We start from the raw sequence: 16,695 nt of genomic DNA on the forward strand, positions 1-16,695 counted from the left end.
GGAGGAAGCGAACGCCGCGCCAGCGGAATGTGTTATTGCTGAATCTCCAGGTTCTTGTCCACGACCGCGCCCTCAGCTAGATCCGAGAGCTGCTTGGTCTTGGATGCATCCTTTTCGATCGCGGCCCTCACCCCGGCATCGGAGGTCTTGTTGGCGATAATGTTTCCTTCGGCATCTGCGAGAATCAGCAGGTAGCTGTCATATTCATAACCACCCACGTTTCCGTACCCTTTGTTATCGCTGTCGAATCTGGTCTTGAAACCGAGCACCTCGGCTTCCGTTCCTTTATTCGGGATGAGCGCTTCGACATCGAAGGACCGCTTCGACATTACGCGGTAGTTGTCCGGGTTTTTCCGGTTGCGGCCGAAATAGGTGATCGTTCCCTTGGTTGCGGGGAAGGGGATGCGGGCGCTGAGGTTGCGCAGCTTCACCTTCGCGGAGACCTCCTGATTGATCATGTAATAGCCGTCTTTCTCGCGGCGCTTGGAAACCACGACCTCGATGTCGAGCTTTGGCAGGCGCGGCGGCAAGGCTTTGGCTTCCTCGCGGATCTTCTCCTGCGAGTCCGTATCGAACTTTGCGAGCCCGAGCGTATGCTCCTTCGATTTTTCCCCGGTGGTCGTGAAGACCACATTCTCGCCGTCAAGGGCCAGCAGTTCGATCATCAAGGTCTTGCCATCGGCATTGCGGACTTCAATCACCGGCCCTGCCCAAAGAGTTGGGGAGAGGAGAGCGAAGAAGAAGGAGAGGGGCTTCGTTTTCACGGGCCCCTCTATATCTTGTCGCTGTTATGTCGCGAAGTTGAAAATACGCGCAAATTCGTAACCCCTTGCTACCCCTTTCTCCAACGGGCGATCTCCGCTTTCACATTCTCGATGGATGGTGAGCCGGGATTCGTTCGGGCGGCGAGCGCACGCTGCAGGTTGAAGACCTGCTTGGCGTCATCATTGTAGGCTGCGTCGATCTTCGTGAGATCGAGTTGGTCGAGCTGCACACCGGTCTTTACGGATTCGGCCACCGCTTTGCCGACAAGTTCGTGGGCATGGCGGAAAGGCACACCCTGCTTCACCAGCCAATCCGCCAAGTCGGTTGCCAGGAGCATCGGATCGCTTGCAGCGGCGAGGGCGCGCTCCTCGCGGATTTCCATGGCGGCGATCATCTCCGTGTTCACGGCCAGCACCAGCTTCAGGGTGTCGATCGAGTCGAAGAGCGGCGGCTTGTCCTCCTGGAGATCGCGATTGTAAGTGAGGGGCAGTCCCTTCACGGCCATCAGCAGGTTCATCAGGTTGCCCACGAGACGTCCGGTCTTCCCGCGGGTCAGCTCACAGACATCTGGATTCTTCTTCTGCGGCATCAGCGAGGAACCGGTCGTGTGGGCGTCGGAAAAGATCACGAAGCCGAACTCCGCGGTGCACCACAGGATCAGGTCCTCACTGAGGCGGGACAGATGAACCCCGCACAGGCCGGTCGCGAAGAGGACCTCCGCAATGTAGTCGCGGTCCGCGATGGCATCCATCGAGTTCGTGGTGACGCCATCGAAGCCGAGTTCTGCGGCGATCGCCCGTCGGTCGAGATTGATCGTGGATCCGGCCAAGGCTCCGGAGCCGAGCGGCGAGATATTGAGCCGCTTCCGGGCATCGGAAAGTCGGCCCTTGTCCCGCTCCAGCATCTCCACATAGGCAAGCAGGTGATGGCCGACCGTGACCGGCTGGCCACGCTGCAGGTGCGTGTAGCCCGGGAGGACCGTGGCGGCATACTTCTCGGCACGGTCAAGCAGGGCGGACTGAAGTTCCGAAATAGCAGCAACCAGCAGGTCGATCTCGGTCCGGCAGTAGAGACGGGTGTCTGTCGCGACCTGGTCATTCCGAGAGCGTGCGGTGTGGAGCTTGGCCCCGGCGGCGCCGATGCGCTTGGTCAGCTCGGCTTCCACGTTCATGTGAATGTCCTCGAGCGAGGCCTTGAACTCGAAGCGGCCCGCTTCGATGTCCGCAAGGATCTCCTTCAGACCCTTCTCAATGGAGGAAAACTCCTCGTCGGTTAGCAGCCCCGCCTGCTTTTGCGCGCGGGCATGGGCGATCGAGCCGGCGATATCGTGCGGATAGAGGCGCCAGTCATAGCTGATCGACTCACCGAACTGTTGGACGAGCGAGGAGGTGTCTTGGGCAAAGCGGCCTTTCCACATGGCGCGGAGTAGCGGGCACCTCGTCCCGGCACGCAAGGGAAAACACGCTGGGTTTCAGCTCCCTTGGCGTTTCCGTTTCGGCAGCCGCTTTCCGGAGACCCGGGCTGTGATCAGATTCGGGCAGACTCCCTTTTTCCGGAGTTGTTCACAACAGGCCTCGATCTTGATCGACTGTCGGACGGGGCGGAAGCCCATCCGGCGGGTCAGGCAATCATTGAGCACCTCCAAATGCGAGTCCGCGAATTCCAAGACCTTGCCGCAGTCGATGCAGACCAAGTGATTATGGCTTGGCTTCTCGACGAAGTTCGGATCGTAGGTCTTCAGGTCCCCGCCGAGATCGATCTCATGGAGCAGCCCGGCCTCTACCAGCAGGGAGATCGTCCGGTAGACCGTGGCTCGGGACACCCCGGCATTTGCTTTCCGGGAGCGGTCGAAGAGTTCCTCGGAGGTGAAATGTTCGTCACTGGCGAAGGCCGTGCGCACGATCGCATCCCGCTGCGGAGTGCGGCGGAGCCCCTTTTTCCGGATGAAGGTGTCGAGTCGGTCGAGGACGGATTGATCCACAGGGAGAACCTAAACGCGGGAGCAAGCGCCGGGAAAGAACGAAGCTGCTTGATTTTACGGGTTGGCAAGGGCTGGCGGCTTGCTTGAATGCGGCGGATGAAGCTCTGGCAGGCACTCGCGTTGACCATATCCGCACTCTCGCTCTTTTCGTGCGGAACCCCGCAAGTGCTGGATGTCCGGCCCTTCCACATCCGCCAGGTAAAGGTCGACGACTCGGACGATCCGATGATCCGTGGCGAGTTCCAGCGCCGCTTCCATGGTGCGATCAGCGTCGAGGAGCAGGGACAACGTATGGGCTATTACTATACAGTCCTTTGGAACGACCCATCCAGCACGGGTGCCGGCGAGGTGGTTTTCGAATTCCAACAGGGTGCCACGGGCAGCCGTGTGAAGAAAATGGTCCACAAGATCGAGCCCGGAGAAACCAAGGGAAAAGCCGAGTTTGCCATCATTGGCGACGATTACCGCCCTAAGGGTGAAGCCTCCGCGATCCTCGCCTGGCGCTGCAAACTCTACCGGGAGGGCCGGGAAGTAGCCTCCCGGCAGTCTTATCTGTGGCAATAGCGCGTTTTCGTTGCGATGCACGGTTGACCGGATGGGCAGGCGGAATTTAAGATTACCCAGTCTCAAGTAAGTTCGGTCCCTCTCTCGTGAGTTCGGAAAACGCTATTCTGGTTGGAGTCTTCGACGGCTTCACATGGATCCGGTGTGAAGGAAAAGGCTCCTTCGTTACCAGTCCCGTGATGAAGGAATGCGCCGAGAAGCGAATAGCTGACGGCGAGCGATGTCTGGTCATCGACCTCGAAGCTTGCACGGGCATGGACTCCACCTTCATGGGGCAGCTCGCCAGCTTCTCCGCCCGTCTCTCCAAGCTCGGTTCTTCCGGCGGTGTCCAAATTGCGGGCGCAGGGGAACGGAACCGGAACTCCCTCGAAGATCTCGGTCTCGATTGCTTGCTTGAGATCGATCCTCCCTCTGCAATTTGGAGGGGAAAGGCGGATGAAGTCCGCTCTCACCTGGAGCCCTATCAACTGGGCCGTCCTATCGGAACCCAAGATCGGGCCAAGCACGTGCTCGAATCCCACAAGGTTCTCTCCGCCACCAACGCGGATAACGCCCGGAAGTTCGCCGGAGTGGTCGGCATCCTCGAAAAAGAGGTCGCCGAAAACGAACAGAAGGCCGATTGACGGGCCTGCGCGCAAATGCAGCACCTCGTCACCTACCTTCTGTTAGCCGTTGTTGTCATCGGCCTCGCGGTCGCGATGCGGAAGGTCAAGGTCCAGCTCCGCAACAAGAATGAGGAGCTCAATGCCTTCGAAGGCGAGGAACAGCGCATGTTCGCTTTCCTTCACGATCTCGGCTCCGCAATCGGTAGCGATACCACGATGACCGGCCTCTATCGCCTGATCGTTGATGGGGTAAACAAGGTTGTTGCGGCCAGGGGAGGAGCCCTTTACCTGCTGGATGACTCGCGGCAGAAGCTCCAGCCGAGGTATCTCTCCGCATCCTGTCCGGCGCTTGTCGGAGTTCCTGCCGAGGTCCAACAAAAGGCTCTGAAGGATCCACGAGCCCTTGATAGCCATCTGCGTCTCGCTCAAGTGCCTATGGACGAGGGCGTCTTCGGCGCGGTTCTGGCAGCGGGCGAAGCCCTTCAGATCGCTGATGTGAAGGCGCATGAATCCTTTCGGAATTCCAAGACCAGTCCGGGGGAGGGGATCGTGGCGCTCATTGCCCCCCTCCGCCATGGCGGCCGAGATCTCGGAGTGCTGTCGGTGACCCGCAGCAAGGAGGAGGCTCCCTTCACGGCAAATGACTTCGCGGTCTTCCGCACCGTGGCCGAGCAATCCGCCTTCGCGATCGGGAATGCCCTTGTCCACCGCGAAGCCAGCGAGAAGCGCCAGATGGAAGGAGAGCTCCGCAACGCCCGCGAGGTGCAGCGCGTGCTTCTTCCGCAGGGAGAACCTGTTGTCCCTGGTTACCGGGTCAGCGGGACCAACATGCCGGCCCGCATTATCAGTGGTGACTACTATGATCACCTCGACCTTGGAGACGGTCGGCATGGCGTGGTCATCGCGGACGTCTCGGGGAAAGGGGTGGCTGCCGGCCTGCTGATGGCGATGTGTCGTAGCGTACTTCGTTCCCTTGCTGGAGTTCACGAAAGCCCCGCGGAAGCACTGGGCCGGGTAAACCGCCAGCTCTTCCCGGATATCAAGGAGGACATGTTCATCAGCCTCTTTTACGCGGTGATCGAGGGAGATGGCGGCACGGTCAAGTTTGCCCGGGCTGGACATGACCCCGCCCTGCTCTACCGCGCGGAGGAACGCAGCGTGGAACTCATCAAGCCCCCCGGTCTAGCCTTGGGAATCGATGAAGGAGACGTCTTTGAGCGCGTCACCAAGGTTCAGGAGATCCGGATGAACCCGGGTGATTGCTTTCTCTTCCACACCGATGGAGTGAAAGAAGCCGTGAATGCCGCCGGTGAGGAATTCGGCATGGAGCGGCTCCGCGAGGCCTTCCGTGAATGCGCCTCCCTGGGAGCAGAGGCCACCATCCGCTGCGTAGAGCGCGAACTCGCGAAGTTCGTCGGCGAGGCTCCGCAGATGGACGACGTGACTCTCGTGGCGGTGGAGAAACGCTAGGCCCAAGTGATGGAAGCCACTGGTGCCCTGCGTAGTTAGGTGCGTGCTCACCATTACGGATTCAATCCTTTACGCCGCTTTCGGTGGCTTGGCCTTGGTGGCCGTGATGCTCCTGGTTTCAGCGGTGATGGTGGTTGTCGGTCATCGCTCGGGCGGACTGCTGTTGCAGGTCGGCATGGCGCTCGCTGGACCCCTCCTGAGTTTTGTCCTGCTCCTGAGAATCGCCTTCAATGCGGGAATGATGGGGGCCTTTGCGGCGCTAAACGAATCTGAACGCCAGAGTCTGCACCTTTCCATGGCCATGGCGGGGATCCCTTGCTGCCTTGGCATTCTGGCTGCGGTTGGAGTCAAGCATCGCCCGGTGGCTTGGATGGGCCGCATTCTCGTGGTTGGGGTCGCCCCGGCCGGAGCCTTGAGATGGCTGATAAAGGAGGGGAATCAGTCATTCGGAGCTTGGTTTCTGATTTTCTCTGTCACCGCAATCGTGCTCTGGGAGTTGGCTATCCTCGCTGCGGGACCGCGCCGGGTCCGGCCTTCGCTCCAACCACTTGGCGTCCTTTGATCTGCGCCGGGAGGGTTTTCCAAATCCCGATACTCTTTCCACGGGGGCTCCCATTCCTCCTGCGGGGTGTTGACGTGGGGCTCTACCGGTGGCAGGAACGCCGCGCATGACTCCCGAAGAAGAGATCGACAAGGCCGCCACCCCTGCGGAAGCCCCCGCGGTAGCCGAGGAAATCGCTGCCGACCCTTACGCCGAGCTGGAAGCCGACGTGGTAAAGTGGCGCGAACTCGCTGTGCGCACGGCCGCCGATCTGGACAATTTCCGCAAGCGCTCCGCCCGTGAAAGGGAAGACGCCATCCGCTACGCCAACCAGTCCTTGCTGGAGGACCTCCTGCCCGTCATCGACAACTTCGAGATGGGGATGCAGGCCGCCGCCCAAGACAAGAGCTCGATGATCTACGTCGGCATGGATATGGTTCGCCGTCAGCTGAATGACTTCCTTGGAGCCCAAGGTGTTACCGAGATTCCAGCAGAGGGTAAGCCCTTTGACCCGAATATCCACGAGGCCGTCTCTCACGAGGTGTCGGCAGATGTGGCGGACAATACGATCCTGCGCGTGCATCGCCGCGGCTTCATGCTGCGTGACCGCTTGCTGCGTCCCGCCACCGTTGTGGTAGCCAAGAACGAGAAGGAAGGATGACAATGGCCGCGAAGCGCGACTACTACGAGATCCTCGGCGTTTCCCGCGAAGCAAGCGCGGATGAGATCAAGAAGGCTTACCGCAAGCTGGCGGTGAAGTTCCACCCGGACAAAAACCCGGGCGATCATCAGGCTGAAGAGAAGTTCAAGGAGCTTGGCGAGGCCTACGAGGCCTTGAGCGATGCCGACAAGCGTGCCGCCTATGACCGCTACGGGCACTCCGCCTTTAGCGGCGGCATGGGTGGCGGCGGTGGCTTCCATGATCCGATGGACCTGTTCTCGCAGGTCTTTGGCAGCGCTTTCGGAGGTGGCTTCGAGGAATTCTTCGGCGGCGGCCGTCGCCAGCGTAGCGGCAAGCAACGCGGTAGCGACCTGCGCTACGATCTGGAGATTTCGCTGGAAGAAGCGGCCCGCGGTTCCGAGAAGGAGCTCGAGATCGAGCACTTCGGTCCCTGCGGAAATTGCCATGCGTCCGGCTCGAAGAGCGGTGGCGGCACGAAGCCCTGCACAAGCTGCGGTGGTCGCGGTGTCGTGGCGCGCCAAGCAGGCATCTTCATCCAGCAGACCACCTGTCCCGAGTGCCGCGGTGCCGGGGAAACAGTGTCCGATCCCTGCAATACCTGCGGCGGTGACGGGCGCACGCACAAGACCAGCCGCATCAAGATCCGCATCCCGGCCGGGGTGGAAGACGGCACACGCCTGCGTTCCACTGGCAATGGTGATGCCGGTGTCCGTGGCGGTGCAGCGGGTGATCTCTATGTGTTCCTCCACGTGAAGGAACACGATGTGTTCGAGCGCGAGGGCAACGATCTCTTCTGTGAAGTTCCGATGCCTTTCAGCACGGCGACTCTCGGCGGTGAACTCGAAGTGCCGACCCTCGATGGCAAAGCCTCGATCAAAATCCCGGCGGGTACGCAGGGCGGAACCCTCTTCCGCCTTCGCGACCGCGGCGTGCCGAGTCTTTCCAATAGCAAGAAGGGAGACCTTCACGTCCGCGTGCAGGTGGAAGTGCCGACCAAGCTGAACGCCGAGCAACAGGAGAAGCTGCGCTCTTTCGCCGAGTCCATCGGCGAGCACAATTCCCCGATGCAGGAGTCCTTCTTCCAGAAGGCACGCCGTTTCTTCGACCTCTGATCTCCCGCGAGTCATGGCGCGCTTTTTCCTAAGTCCCGAAGCTTGGGGAGAGCACGCCGTGCTGACGGGAGATGAGGCCAGGCACGCGGCCCAGGTGTTGCGCCTGCGCCGCGGCGATTCGGTTACCGTCTTCGATGGCCGCGGGCGATCGGCGAAGGCGGAGATTGCTGACGTCTCGAAGTCGGAACTCCGCCTTGTCCTTGGAGAGACCAAAATCCGGCCCGCCCTATCCCCGGAGATCTGTCTGGCCCAAGCGGTGCCAAAGGGAAAGACGATGGATCTTATTGTCCAGAAGGCCGTGGAGCTGGGGGTGAACTCGATCCAACCGCTGATCACCCGCCACACGGTGGTCCAAGTGGACGGGGAAGATGCCTCGAAGAAGGCGGCCAAATGGCAACGCGTTGCCTTGGAGGCCTGTAAACAATGCGGCCAAGATCTCCTGCCGGAAGTTGCTCCTCCTACGGACTTCGCCACATGGATCGGCCAAGCGAACGCTGATCTTAAAATTGTCGCCTCGCTTTTTTCTGGCGCGCGCCCTCTTCGGGAGATCCTCCGGGAAGCTCCGGCCCCCCGAAAGGTGGTGTTACTGGTTGGTCCTGAGGGGGATTTTTCCCCGAAGGAGGGGGCGGATACATTGGCGGCGGGATTTTTGCCTGCCACTTTGGGGTCGATCGTGCTTCGTGCAGAGACCGCAGCCTTTTTTGGAATTTCGGCGCTTCGTTACGAATACTCCTAGGGAATTGCGCGATCGCGTAGGGGCTTTACAAAAATCATCCGTTGAATGTTAGCCTTATCTAAGTATCGTCAGCTCTGTGCTGTCCCTTAGGTCAAAGTTTCTTTGGCCGGTCTTAATCATTCCCGTAACAAGCTTCGCATGGGAGCCCGGCGTGAACGCGTCGGCACCTAGCCGCGGCTTTGTCGTGAATACGAACGACCGGCAAGACGTGGTGTCCTTCTACCATGCCGTTTACGGCGCGTCAGAGGGTTACCGGAACCGGATTGCGTGGACGGGGAACTACACCTCCACCGCCGCCGGTGCGGAGGGTACGGTGTCGGCTGCGTTCGTCACGGACGTGGAACGCCGCGTGAATTTCTTCCGCGCCATGTCCGGAGTGCGCGCTGACATTCGGGTGAACAGCGGTGCGACGGTCAATATCCAGCCAGGGGATGCCTTCCAACCGGATCCCGCGACCACGAAGGCGGCTGCGGCCCAGCGCTCGGCGCTGATGATCATCCGTACCTATCCAAGCAGCGCGGGCCTAAGCCATAGCCCCACGAGCGCCAACACCACCGCATGGACTCCCGCCGCGTGGAATGCGAACAAGAATGGCAATCTGTCCTTGGGCTTCTTCGGTCCCGGTGCTGTCGATGCCTATCTGAAGGAAGACGTCATGGGAACATCTTCATGGAACCTGGATGTGGGGCACCGCCGCTGGATCCTTTTCCAATGGTCTTCGGATTTCGCGACCGGCGATACTCCCGGCAGCTTCAATTCGACGGCCAACACGGTCCGTCCGCCTTCGAACTCGCTCTACGTGGTGCAGAAGACCGGTGAACTGGACTTCACCCGCGATCCGGTCTTCGCGGCCTATCCTGGCGCGGGCTTCTTCCCCGCATCGCTCAACTCTCCCTACTGGTCGCTTTCGTATCCGAGTGCAGACTTCTCGGCAGCCACGGTTTCGATGACGAATGCTTCTTCGAGTCCGGTTACCGCGACGGTGGTTTCCCGCCGCACGGGCTACGGAGATAACAGCATCGTCTGGCAGGTTCCCGCGGCCGCAGCCGTCAAGGCGGTCGGTCCCGACACGCGTTGGAATGTGACCGTCTCGAACATTCAGGGGGCTGGCGTGCCTTCGTCCTACAGCTATTCGGTGACCCTCATCGATCCCAATAAGCTGCAGCAGACACCGGTGATCTCCGGACCTTCCGCGCTCTTCCCCGCGGGTGGAAACTACAGCCTGACCGGGGTAACGGGAGCCGACCGGATGGAAGTCGGCTTCTTCCTCAAAAGGAACTCGGCATGGACCGAGGGCGCGGAAGATGCTCCCGCACCCCAGGTAATTGATCGCACGAGCGGCACCTATCCCTTGCGTGCTAGCAATCCGGGTTACGTGAAGAGCGGTGCGAAGGCGTTTCGACTGACCTTTCCGAGTCGCTACGATCCCGTGATCAACGGCGTGCCTGAACAAATCCTGGAGCTCGACCGGGAGATTCTCGTCGGCAGTGGAGGGCAGTTGAACTTCTCTTTCCGCCGTGGCCTGATGACTGCTGCTTCCAAGTTGGTCGCGGAGTATTCCTCCGATAGCGGAAGCACCTGGATCGCCTTGGCTGATCCCTACTCCGGTCTCGGTGGGACCGGGGATTCCGTTTTCCAGTCTGCTTCCCTTGCACTGCCGGCAAACAGTGAGCCGATTCGCATTCGGTTTCGCTACTACCTCGCGGATCCTCAGTCTGCATTGTATTCCCATGAGGACTATCCCTCGCAGGCAACTGGCGTCTTCATCGATGATATCTCGACTACCGCTTCCCATTGGCTCGAGCGCACCGCTTTGGCGTCGGGGGCGGGTTTGAGCTCCTTCCGCTTCGATTCGACCACGGCCGGGGCGACTCTTGCCGTGGGGCAGGAGTGGTTCCTTCGCTCGCGTGCAGTCCTCGGAGGCAAGGCCTTTTCCTACGGCCCCTCGAAGAAAGTCGGCCTCAGTGGCCCGCTTCAGCTCAGCGGCCCCGTGGAGCCTCCGGTGACCGGCGCGGCTTATGGATTCGTGACGGATCCCGCCGCCGAGAGCTATCGTTTCGAAGTTACCCGCCTCGGTTCTTCCGATTGGAAGGAAGGTGCCGAAGGATCGCCTTTGCCCCAGATCATCCCGGGAAACGCGACGACCTACGCCTTGTATAGTAATCTGAGCGGCTATCGGAGCAGCGGCGCCCTCTCTTTCCGCCTCGCCCTTTCCAGTGCCACGGACGAGGAAGACAGTTTCACGGTTGACCGGAATATCTTGCCGGCCGCTGCCAGTGCCCTCGAATTCTGGATGCGACGCGGGGCAATGAGTCCGACCAATCGCCTGCATGCCGAAGTGTCGACTGACGGCGGAATCACATGGACTTCCATCTGGAGTCTCCCGGGTGTCACTAAGCCGGACAAGAAGGGCGTGAAACAGTCGCTCTCCCTCGCCGCTTATGCAGACAAATCGATTCGCGTGCGCTTTGTGATTCGGAAGGCGGCGGGCGGCACCACCCTGAAGTGGAATGCGAAGACCTCTGGAGTCTGGCTGGATGAGATCGCCGTTACCTCGTCCTCTACCGCGCTGTCTTCAAAGGAGAGCACTGTTTCCGGCGCTTCGGCCGCCGTGATCCTGAATTCCGCCACGGCGGGGCATGTTCTCCAAGCTGGCAGTTCGCTGAGGCTGCGCCTCCGCTCCGTTTCCGGTGCCAGCTTGGGCAACTGGGGGCCTGCTTTGATCGTGAGTCCGTCCGCAACGGCCCCTTCATTGCCCGTTACTTTCGACGCTTGGTCTGCTCTCGAATATCCCGGCCATGCGCTGGGGTTTGAAGGCGATCTGGATCGCGATGGAATGGCGGATGGTTTTGAGTATGCCTTCTCTCTGAATCCTATCTTGGCCAAGGCTGAGACCGATTCGCTTTCCTTGTCGACCGGGAAGCTCATGATCTCGCGTGACCTGCCAGTCCAGCGGGCCGATATTCGCTACGGCGCGGAGTGGTCGGATGATCTTTCCACATGGTCCACGGCGGGGGTCGAGATTCGTATCGAAGGCGGGAAGATCAGCGCCAGCGTCGCGAAGGCCGAGGGCAATCGCTACCTGAGATGGAAGATTCAAGGGCTCTGAAGGGCTCCTCTTTCACATAGCGAAAAGGGCGGCTTGGCAGGCTGGGGAATGCTCCTCCGTTGGTCGGCTAAGGCTTTTCTCAGTGGAATGGCTCAGGTGCTCGGGGGTAAGACGAAGGCGTCCGGCCACCTTGCTTGCGGCTCTTCGGATCCAACTTGGATCTCATTTTTTTTGGGGCTTGATTCACTAAATTAGTAAATTACTGATTTAGTAAATCAGTAACGAGCCATGCCAATTCCCACCCACCTCAAGCACCGCCCCGTCGTCGTCGCCGAAAATTATGATCGTTTGGACGGTCAATATGCCTTCGAAACTGATGTCCAAGGGCTCTCGCTCGGCCTTGCCCAATGGAACGAGAAGGGGAAAGTCGATATCTCTGCAAAGATCTGGCGCTACACCGGTGAGAGGTGGTCGCGGCAGTCGGAGGAAATGCCTCTTCACCGTGTCCTCGATCTCGCCCTGCTCATCTGCAAAACGCAGAAATACATGAGTGACGCCTATCGCTTCGAAAGGCTCTACAATCCGGACGAACCGAGTGTCGGACGGATCGAGCTTCAAGGAGAGGCCATGAACATTGCGGTGAATACCGCCAATCCTGAAATCGATGAAGACATCAAGCTGTTCCGCGATTGCCTCGCACGGGAGGGCGAGCGCATCGGTGAGCGACTCACCCGCTTGGCGGCGGAGTTAAAGGAGCTTGGATACGTCAGGGGATGAGTTCCAAGCCCGATTGCGTGGCCTCGCTCTACTTCTGGCACTTCGGGCACCAGTAGGTGGAGCGCTGGCCCATCACCGCGTGTTGGATCTTCGTTCCACAGATGCGGCAGGGTTCACCCTTCCGCTCATAGACCATCAGGCGCTGGCTGAAGTAGCCGGGCTCGCCATCGGAATTGAGGAAATCCCGCAGGGTCGTGCCGCCTTGCTCAATCGATTCCGCCAGCACCTGTTTGATGGCCGCGGTGAGCTTCGCAAGGCGGGGCTTGCTCACCTTCGAAGCTTCCGTTGCGGGACGGATGCCCGCGCGGAAGAGCGCTTCGCTGGCGTAGATGTTTCCCACTCCCACGACGACCTTCGGATCCATGATGGCCACCTTGATGGCGATACTCCGTTTCGCGAATGGCTTGGCCAAGCTCTCTGTGTTAAACTCATCCTCCAGTGGCTCCGGGCCCAAGCCTTTGAGTAAGGGATGGGCGAGAGGATCACCTTCGGAAAGATGAAGGAAGATCCCGAAGCGTCGCGGATCGTGGAAGCGCAGTTGCTTGCCGGAGGAGAGCGTTAGCGCCACATGATCGTGCTTCTTGAAGTCTGTCGCGGGATCGGCGAGCCGGAGGCTTCCCGACATCCCGAGGTGCACCAGCAGCGAACCGCCTTTCTTGAGATCAAAGATCAGATACTTTGCACGGCGGCGCACGCCAGTGATGCGATCCCCGGCGATTTGATCGAGGGTCTCGGAAACCGGAAGCCGCAGCCCGCGATGGCGGATGATCACTTCTCGGATGGTCTTTCCGACGACGTGCGGCTCCACGCCGCGGCGGGTGGTCTCGACTTCCGGGAGTTCAGGCACGCCGTGACTTAAGCAGGCCCGTTCCCTTGTCCAATCCTCAATCGGAAAGCGGCTTGGCAGTTTTCAGGAAGAGGGGCAGGGATGGATTGAGGTTGTTGGGACACGATGCGATCACGTGCTCGATCTGGGGAGCGTGTTCCAAGGGGCGGAACGTGACACCGGTAACTCCGAGCTTGGCCATCGACTCGGGCACCAGTGCCAAGCCGAGTTGTTCGGCTACGAGGCTCACGATGGTCTGTTGGAGCAGGGTCTCCAGAAGGATCGTAGGCGTGAGTCCACCGCGTACCTGAGTCTCGCGAGGTGAAGCCTTTGGCGTTACTTCAAGATGTAGAAGGCTGTCGCGATCACATGACAGGCGCTACCTGCCAGCACGAAGAGGTGCCAGATGGCATGATTGAAGCGGAGATTTCGCCACGCGAAGAAGATCACCCCGAGGGTGTAGCAGAGTCCACCGGCTACCAGCCAGGCAATGCCAGCGGCGGGCAGGGCGCGGATCATCGGGCCCAAGGCGAAAACGGCCAGCCAGCCCATCACGATGTAGAGCGCGGTAGACCACCAGGTGTCGCGTCTTCCTCGGGAAAGGGTCTTCAAGAGCACTCCAGCCACCGCGAGGAACCATACCACGCCGAAAAGCGTCCATCCCCAAGGGCCGCGTAGGGCCACCAGACTGAGGGGGGTGTAGGAGCCCGCGATCAGCAGATAAATGCAGGCGTGATCCAGTGCCTGGAGCAGAGGCTTCTTCCTCGGACAGGAGACCGCATGGTAGAGCGTGGAGGAAAAATAGAGGAGCACTAGCGTGCCGCCGAAGACGCTCGCGGAGACAGTCCGGAAGGCCTCGCCCTTCGATACCAGCACCATCGCTACCAAGGCGGCGATGGCCAAGGCGGTGCCCAGCGCGTGTGTGGCCATGCTGGCAAATTCCTCTGCCTTGCTTTCGCAGAGCGGCGAGCGGGGACGCGGATTGTCCGGCGACATGTTGCTATGGTCACCCGGTTCGCCTGAAATGTCGAGATCGCGAAGAGATTCCGTGTTTCCAAGCGACGGTATCCGGGGAAAGCTGCTCCTTGTGAACGAGATCGATCGCGAGGATTTCCGCAACCTGCTCAACGAGATCGGGCGAACCCGGATGCCCTTCGGCAAATATGGCCGGGCCGCCGTGCCGCCTGCCGGGATGCCGATCTATGATTTGCCGATCGAGTACCTCGGCTGGTTCAAGGAACGCGGTTTTCCAAAGGGCAGGCTGGGGGAGTTGCTGGCGATCGTCTACGAAGTGAAATGCGTGGGAATGGACACCGTCTTCGATCCTTTGCGCCACGCAAATGGCGGGCGGGTGAAGTTCAAGCCGAAGCGCAAGAAGGAGGTCCGCTTTGATTCCGGTCGCGAACCGGAGAAATGATCGCTAGCCCAAGGTCTCCCTCCATCATGCCTCCGCATCCCGTCCCGGAAACGATCGAAACCGATCGCGTGATCGTCCGCACCGCCATGCCGGGGGACGGTCCCATCTTCAACCGCGCGGTGCTGTCCTCGCTGCCCGAGCTCAGTCCTTGGCTCGGCTGGGTGCGGACACCTCCCTCCATGGAGGATTCCGAAGCTTCCTGCCGCCGGGCCTATGAGAAGTTCCTCGCGCTTGAGGACATGATGGCCTTCATCTTTTCCAAGGAAGACGGCGAGTTGATCGGTGGATCCGGTCTCCATTACATGGACTGGACCCTGCGCTGCTTCGAGGTCGGCTACTGGGGCCGGACGGGTTACGTGGGGAAGGGGCTGATCACCGAAGGCGTGCGTGCCTTGGCTGACTTCGCCTTGGACGGATTGAAGGCGAACCGCGTCTTTCTTACCACGGACAACGCGAACATGCGTAGCTGGCGCCTCGCCGAGCGGGCAGGCTTCGAGCTCGAGGGCATCCTCCGCAACGAGCGTCTGGATCTCGATGGCAAGCCTCGTGACACGAGGGTCTATGCACGGGTGCCCAACCGCTAGCTGCCTCAACCCGTGAAAGACTTTCGCAGGTGCGAGGGCAGGATGCCGAGCTGCTCGCGATACTTCGCCACCGTGCGGCGTGCCACCGGGATGCCCTGCGTCTTCAGCTGCTTCGCCAGTGCGTCGTCGGATAGCGGCTTCGCAGGATCTTCCTTCGCGATGAGATCCTGGATCGCTTCGCGCACGCCGGCGTTGGAGACCTCCGTGCCGTCTGCTGTCTGATAGCCTGCGGCGAAAAAGGCGCGCATTTCCATCAGTCCGTGCGGCGTCAGGACATACTTGCCAGCCACCGCCCGGGAAATGGTCGTCGCGTGCAGCCCGATCTGGTCCGCGATCTCATTCATCGTGAGCGGACGCAAATGCCTCGGTCCTTTCTCGAGGAATGCGGGCTGATGTTCGATCAGCTTTTCCGCGATGGAGAGGATGGTCTCCTGGCGTAGCGAGAGGGAGCGGATCAGTGTACGTCCTTCCCGGATCTGCTCGCGCAAGAAGTGGCGGGCCTTCCGGTCGTTCGACGTCTTGCCCAGCATGTCCTTGTAGAAATCGCTGATGCGGAGCTTCGGCATGTACTCGTTGGTGAGCCGTGCCTTGAAGCCCTCGTCGGTCTTCTCGATCACTACATCGGGCTGGATGTAAGGATTGCCCGTCGGATCGAAATCACCGCCCGGATTCGGAGTGAGCCGGCCGATGCGGGATGCCGCATCGGAGATGCGCTCGACGCTGGTGCCGAGTGCCCGCGCGATCTGAGGATATCGTTTGCGGGCAAGTTCTTCGAGGTGATCGCGGACGATCTTGTACTCGAGGCTGTTGCCCTCGCCGTTGCGCTCAAGTTGCAGCAACAGGGATTCCTGGATGCCGGAAGCTCCGATGCCCGGCGGCTCGAAGCCCTGCAGGAGCTTCAGCGCTTCATCCATGGTCTTCTTTGCAATGCCCAGCCGTGACGCGAGTTCACGGGCAGGCAGATCAAGGAAGCCGCGGGGATCAAGGTTGCCGATCAGATGCCGCGTGGCCATTCGGACATCAGGATCGACCAAGGAAAGGTCCAGCTGATGAGAAAGGTGCTGCTGGAGTGTTTCGGGAGCGACGATCGAGTTGTAAAGATGCTCGCGCCGCTCCTCATCGTCCGCGCTCCACGGATTCGAGCGACGCTCCATGATTTCCAGATCGCGCCAGTCGTCGTCCGTCTCGTTGAGATGATCCATCGAATCCGCCTCTTCAGGATCCGGGGCGTCCTCATCGAGGGAGATGGACTCGGTGATGTCTTCTAGCACCGGATTGATCTCCAGTGCTTGTTGGACGAGCTGTTGCAACTCCATCGAGTTGGCTTGGAGGATTTCCAAGCTGCGCCGCATCTGCGGAGCCAGCGATTGCTGCTGTCCCAGCGATTGATGAAGCGAGGCATCGGCCATGGCAAAAACTCCGCATCACTCTGCGGACGCCGATGAGTAGAGTCGAAGGATAAGAAAAATACAGCAAATTTCGTGCCACCGCCGATTTTTATTTTCCTTGCGACGACGCAGGAAGTGTGGGAGGGCGGGGCGGTTCTGCGCTAAATCCAAGGCGGAGCACCTCCCCAGACCTCATCC

The 16,695-nt window shown here is 60.3% G+C and carries 18 protein-coding genes; 11 read left to right on the plus strand and 7 right to left on the minus strand.

Annotation, left to right across the window (positions count from 1 at the left end; genetic code table 11):
- Nucleotides 1-32: 32 nt before the first annotated feature.
- The 3 genes from HHL09_RS20455 to HHL09_RS20465 all read right to left on the minus strand — a co-directional run bounded on the left by HHL09_RS20455 (nt 33) and on the right by HHL09_RS20465 (nt 2,746).
- Nucleotides 33-764: a hypothetical protein gene (locus HHL09_RS20455; protein ID WP_169456499.1), complete on the minus strand. Its 732-nt coding sequence runs from the start codon at nt 762-764 to the stop codon at nt 33-35.
- Nucleotides 765-832: 68 nt separating this feature from the next.
- Nucleotides 833-2,182 carry an argininosuccinate lyase gene (gene argH, locus HHL09_RS20460; protein WP_169456501.1) on the minus strand — a complete coding sequence of 450 codons (1,350 nt, stop codon included), beginning with the start codon at nt 2,180-2,182 and terminating at the stop codon, nt 833-835.
- 54 nt (nt 2,183-2,236) lie between these two features.
- The gene (locus tag HHL09_RS20465) at nt 2,237-2,746 is read right to left on the minus strand and encodes a Fur family transcriptional regulator (protein ID WP_169456503.1); all 510 of its coding nucleotides are present in this window, start codon (nt 2,744-2,746) and stop codon (nt 2,237-2,239) included.
- 96 nt (nt 2,747-2,842) lie between these two features.
- Between HHL09_RS20465 and HHL09_RS20470 the strand changes: the two genes are divergently transcribed.
- The 9 genes from HHL09_RS20470 to HHL09_RS20510 all read left to right on the plus strand — a co-directional run bounded on the left by HHL09_RS20470 (nt 2,843) and on the right by HHL09_RS20510 (nt 12,282).
- Nucleotides 2,843-3,310, plus strand: coding sequence for a hypothetical protein (locus HHL09_RS20470; protein ID WP_169456505.1), 468 nt, complete (start codon nt 2,843-2,845; stop codon nt 3,308-3,310).
- Nucleotides 3,311-3,396: 86 nt separating this feature from the next.
- The gene (locus tag HHL09_RS20475; RefSeq protein WP_169456506.1) at nt 3,397-3,933 is read left to right on the plus strand and encodes an STAS domain-containing protein; all 537 of its coding nucleotides are present in this window, start codon (nt 3,397-3,399) and stop codon (nt 3,931-3,933) included.
- A 15-nt stretch (nt 3,934-3,948) separates the two neighbouring features.
- A complete protein-coding gene (locus HHL09_RS20480) occupies nt 3,949-5,385 on the plus strand; it encodes a PP2C family protein-serine/threonine phosphatase (protein ID WP_169456508.1) in 1,437 nt (478 codons plus the stop codon).
- A 43-nt stretch (nt 5,386-5,428) separates the two neighbouring features.
- Nucleotides 5,429-5,947 (plus strand): hypothetical protein, encoded by a 519-nt coding sequence (locus tag HHL09_RS20485; protein WP_169456510.1) that lies wholly within the window; start codon nt 5,429-5,431, stop codon nt 5,945-5,947.
- 106 nt (nt 5,948-6,053) lie between these two features.
- Nucleotides 6,054-6,587 (plus strand): nucleotide exchange factor GrpE, encoded by a 534-nt coding sequence (gene grpE / locus HHL09_RS20490; RefSeq protein ID WP_169456512.1) that lies wholly within the window; start codon nt 6,054-6,056, stop codon nt 6,585-6,587.
- A gap of 2 nt (nt 6,588-6,589) precedes the next feature.
- The gene (dnaJ, locus tag HHL09_RS20495; RefSeq protein ID WP_169456513.1) at nt 6,590-7,720 is read left to right on the plus strand and encodes a molecular chaperone DnaJ; all 1,131 of its coding nucleotides are present in this window, start codon (nt 6,590-6,592) and stop codon (nt 7,718-7,720) included.
- A gap of 13 nt (nt 7,721-7,733) precedes the next feature.
- Nucleotides 7,734-8,456, plus strand: coding sequence for a 16S rRNA (uracil(1498)-N(3))-methyltransferase (locus tag HHL09_RS20500; protein ID WP_169456515.1), 723 nt, complete (start codon nt 7,734-7,736; stop codon nt 8,454-8,456).
- Between the two features lie 184 nt (nt 8,457-8,640).
- The gene (locus HHL09_RS20505) at nt 8,641-11,565 is read left to right on the plus strand and encodes a hypothetical protein (protein ID WP_169456517.1); all 2,925 of its coding nucleotides are present in this window, start codon (nt 8,641-8,643) and stop codon (nt 11,563-11,565) included.
- A gap of 228 nt (nt 11,566-11,793) precedes the next feature.
- Nucleotides 11,794-12,282, plus strand: coding sequence for a DUF6530 family protein (locus tag HHL09_RS20510; RefSeq protein WP_169456519.1), 489 nt, complete (start codon nt 11,794-11,796; stop codon nt 12,280-12,282).
- Nucleotides 12,283-12,310: 28 nt separating this feature from the next.
- Here the strand turns inward: HHL09_RS20510 and mutM are convergent, their stop codons facing one another.
- From mutM to trhA, 3 genes are all read right to left on the minus strand, one after another.
- Nucleotides 12,311-13,129: a bifunctional DNA-formamidopyrimidine glycosylase/DNA-(apurinic or apyrimidinic site) lyase gene (gene mutM / locus HHL09_RS20515; protein ID WP_169456521.1), complete on the minus strand. Its 819-nt coding sequence runs from the start codon at nt 13,127-13,129 to the stop codon at nt 12,311-12,313.
- A gap of 37 nt (nt 13,130-13,166) precedes the next feature.
- On the minus strand, nt 13,167-13,358 hold the full coding sequence (locus HHL09_RS20520; RefSeq protein WP_169456524.1) for a type 2 periplasmic-binding domain-containing protein: 192 nt from the start codon (nt 13,356-13,358) through the stop codon (nt 13,167-13,169).
- A gap of 86 nt (nt 13,359-13,444) precedes the next feature.
- The gene (gene trhA, locus HHL09_RS20525) at nt 13,445-14,104 is read right to left on the minus strand and encodes a PAQR family membrane homeostasis protein TrhA (RefSeq protein WP_277349129.1); all 660 of its coding nucleotides are present in this window, start codon (nt 14,102-14,104) and stop codon (nt 13,445-13,447) included.
- 52 nt (nt 14,105-14,156) lie between these two features.
- Here trhA and HHL09_RS20530 point away from each other — a divergent pair, with 52 nt between their 5' ends.
- A complete protein-coding gene (locus tag HHL09_RS20530; protein WP_240963675.1) occupies nt 14,157-14,525 on the plus strand; it encodes a DUF3820 family protein in 369 nt (122 codons plus the stop codon).
- Between the two features lie 26 nt (nt 14,526-14,551).
- A complete protein-coding gene (locus HHL09_RS20535) occupies nt 14,552-15,109 on the plus strand; it encodes a GNAT family N-acetyltransferase (protein WP_205760893.1) in 558 nt (185 codons plus the stop codon).
- Nucleotides 15,110-15,114: 5 nt separating this feature from the next.
- Here HHL09_RS20535 and rpoN read toward each other — a convergent pair whose 3' ends face one another.
- Complete coding sequence (rpoN, locus tag HHL09_RS20540) at nt 15,115-16,518, minus strand: RNA polymerase factor sigma-54 (RefSeq protein WP_169456529.1); 1,404 nt, start codon at nt 16,516-16,518, stop codon at nt 15,115-15,117.
- Nucleotides 16,519-16,695: the final 177 nt, after the last annotated feature.

It is taken from the genome of Luteolibacter luteus, assembly GCF_012913485.1.
GTDB classification, from domain to species: Bacteria; Verrucomicrobiota; Verrucomicrobiia; order Verrucomicrobiales; family Akkermansiaceae; genus Haloferula; species Haloferula lutea.

What these genes read in the sequence shown, in the direction of transcription:
- argH (WP_169456501.1), bottom strand. Translation starts at nt 2,182, where the DNA reads ATGTGGAAAGGCCGCTTTGCCCAAGACACCTCCTCGCTCGTCCAACAG.
- HHL09_RS20470 (WP_169456505.1), top strand. Translation starts at nt 2,843, where the DNA reads ATGAAGCTCTGGCAGGCACTCGCGTTGACCATATCCGCACTCTCGCTC.
- HHL09_RS20480 (WP_169456508.1), top strand. Translation starts at nt 3,949, where the DNA reads ATGCAGCACCTCGTCACCTACCTTCTGTTAGCCGTTGTTGTCATCGGC.
- grpE (WP_169456512.1), top strand. Translation starts at nt 6,054, where the DNA reads ATGACTCCCGAAGAAGAGATCGACAAGGCCGCCACCCCTGCGGAAGCC.
- dnaJ (WP_169456513.1), top strand. Translation starts at nt 6,590, where the DNA reads ATGGCCGCGAAGCGCGACTACTACGAGATCCTCGGCGTTTCCCGCGAA.
- HHL09_RS20500 (WP_169456515.1), top strand. Translation starts at nt 7,734, where the DNA reads ATGGCGCGCTTTTTCCTAAGTCCCGAAGCTTGGGGAGAGCACGCCGTG.
- HHL09_RS20510 (WP_169456519.1), top strand. Translation starts at nt 11,794, where the DNA reads ATGCCAATTCCCACCCACCTCAAGCACCGCCCCGTCGTCGTCGCCGAA.
- trhA (WP_277349129.1), bottom strand. Translation starts at nt 14,104, where the DNA reads ATGTCGCCGGACAATCCGCGTCCCCGCTCGCCGCTCTGCGAAAGCAAG.
- HHL09_RS20535 (WP_205760893.1), top strand. Translation starts at nt 14,552, where the DNA reads ATGCCTCCGCATCCCGTCCCGGAAACGATCGAAACCGATCGCGTGATC.
- rpoN (WP_169456529.1), bottom strand. Translation starts at nt 16,518, where the DNA reads ATGGCCGATGCCTCGCTTCATCAATCGCTGGGACAGCAGCAATCGCTG.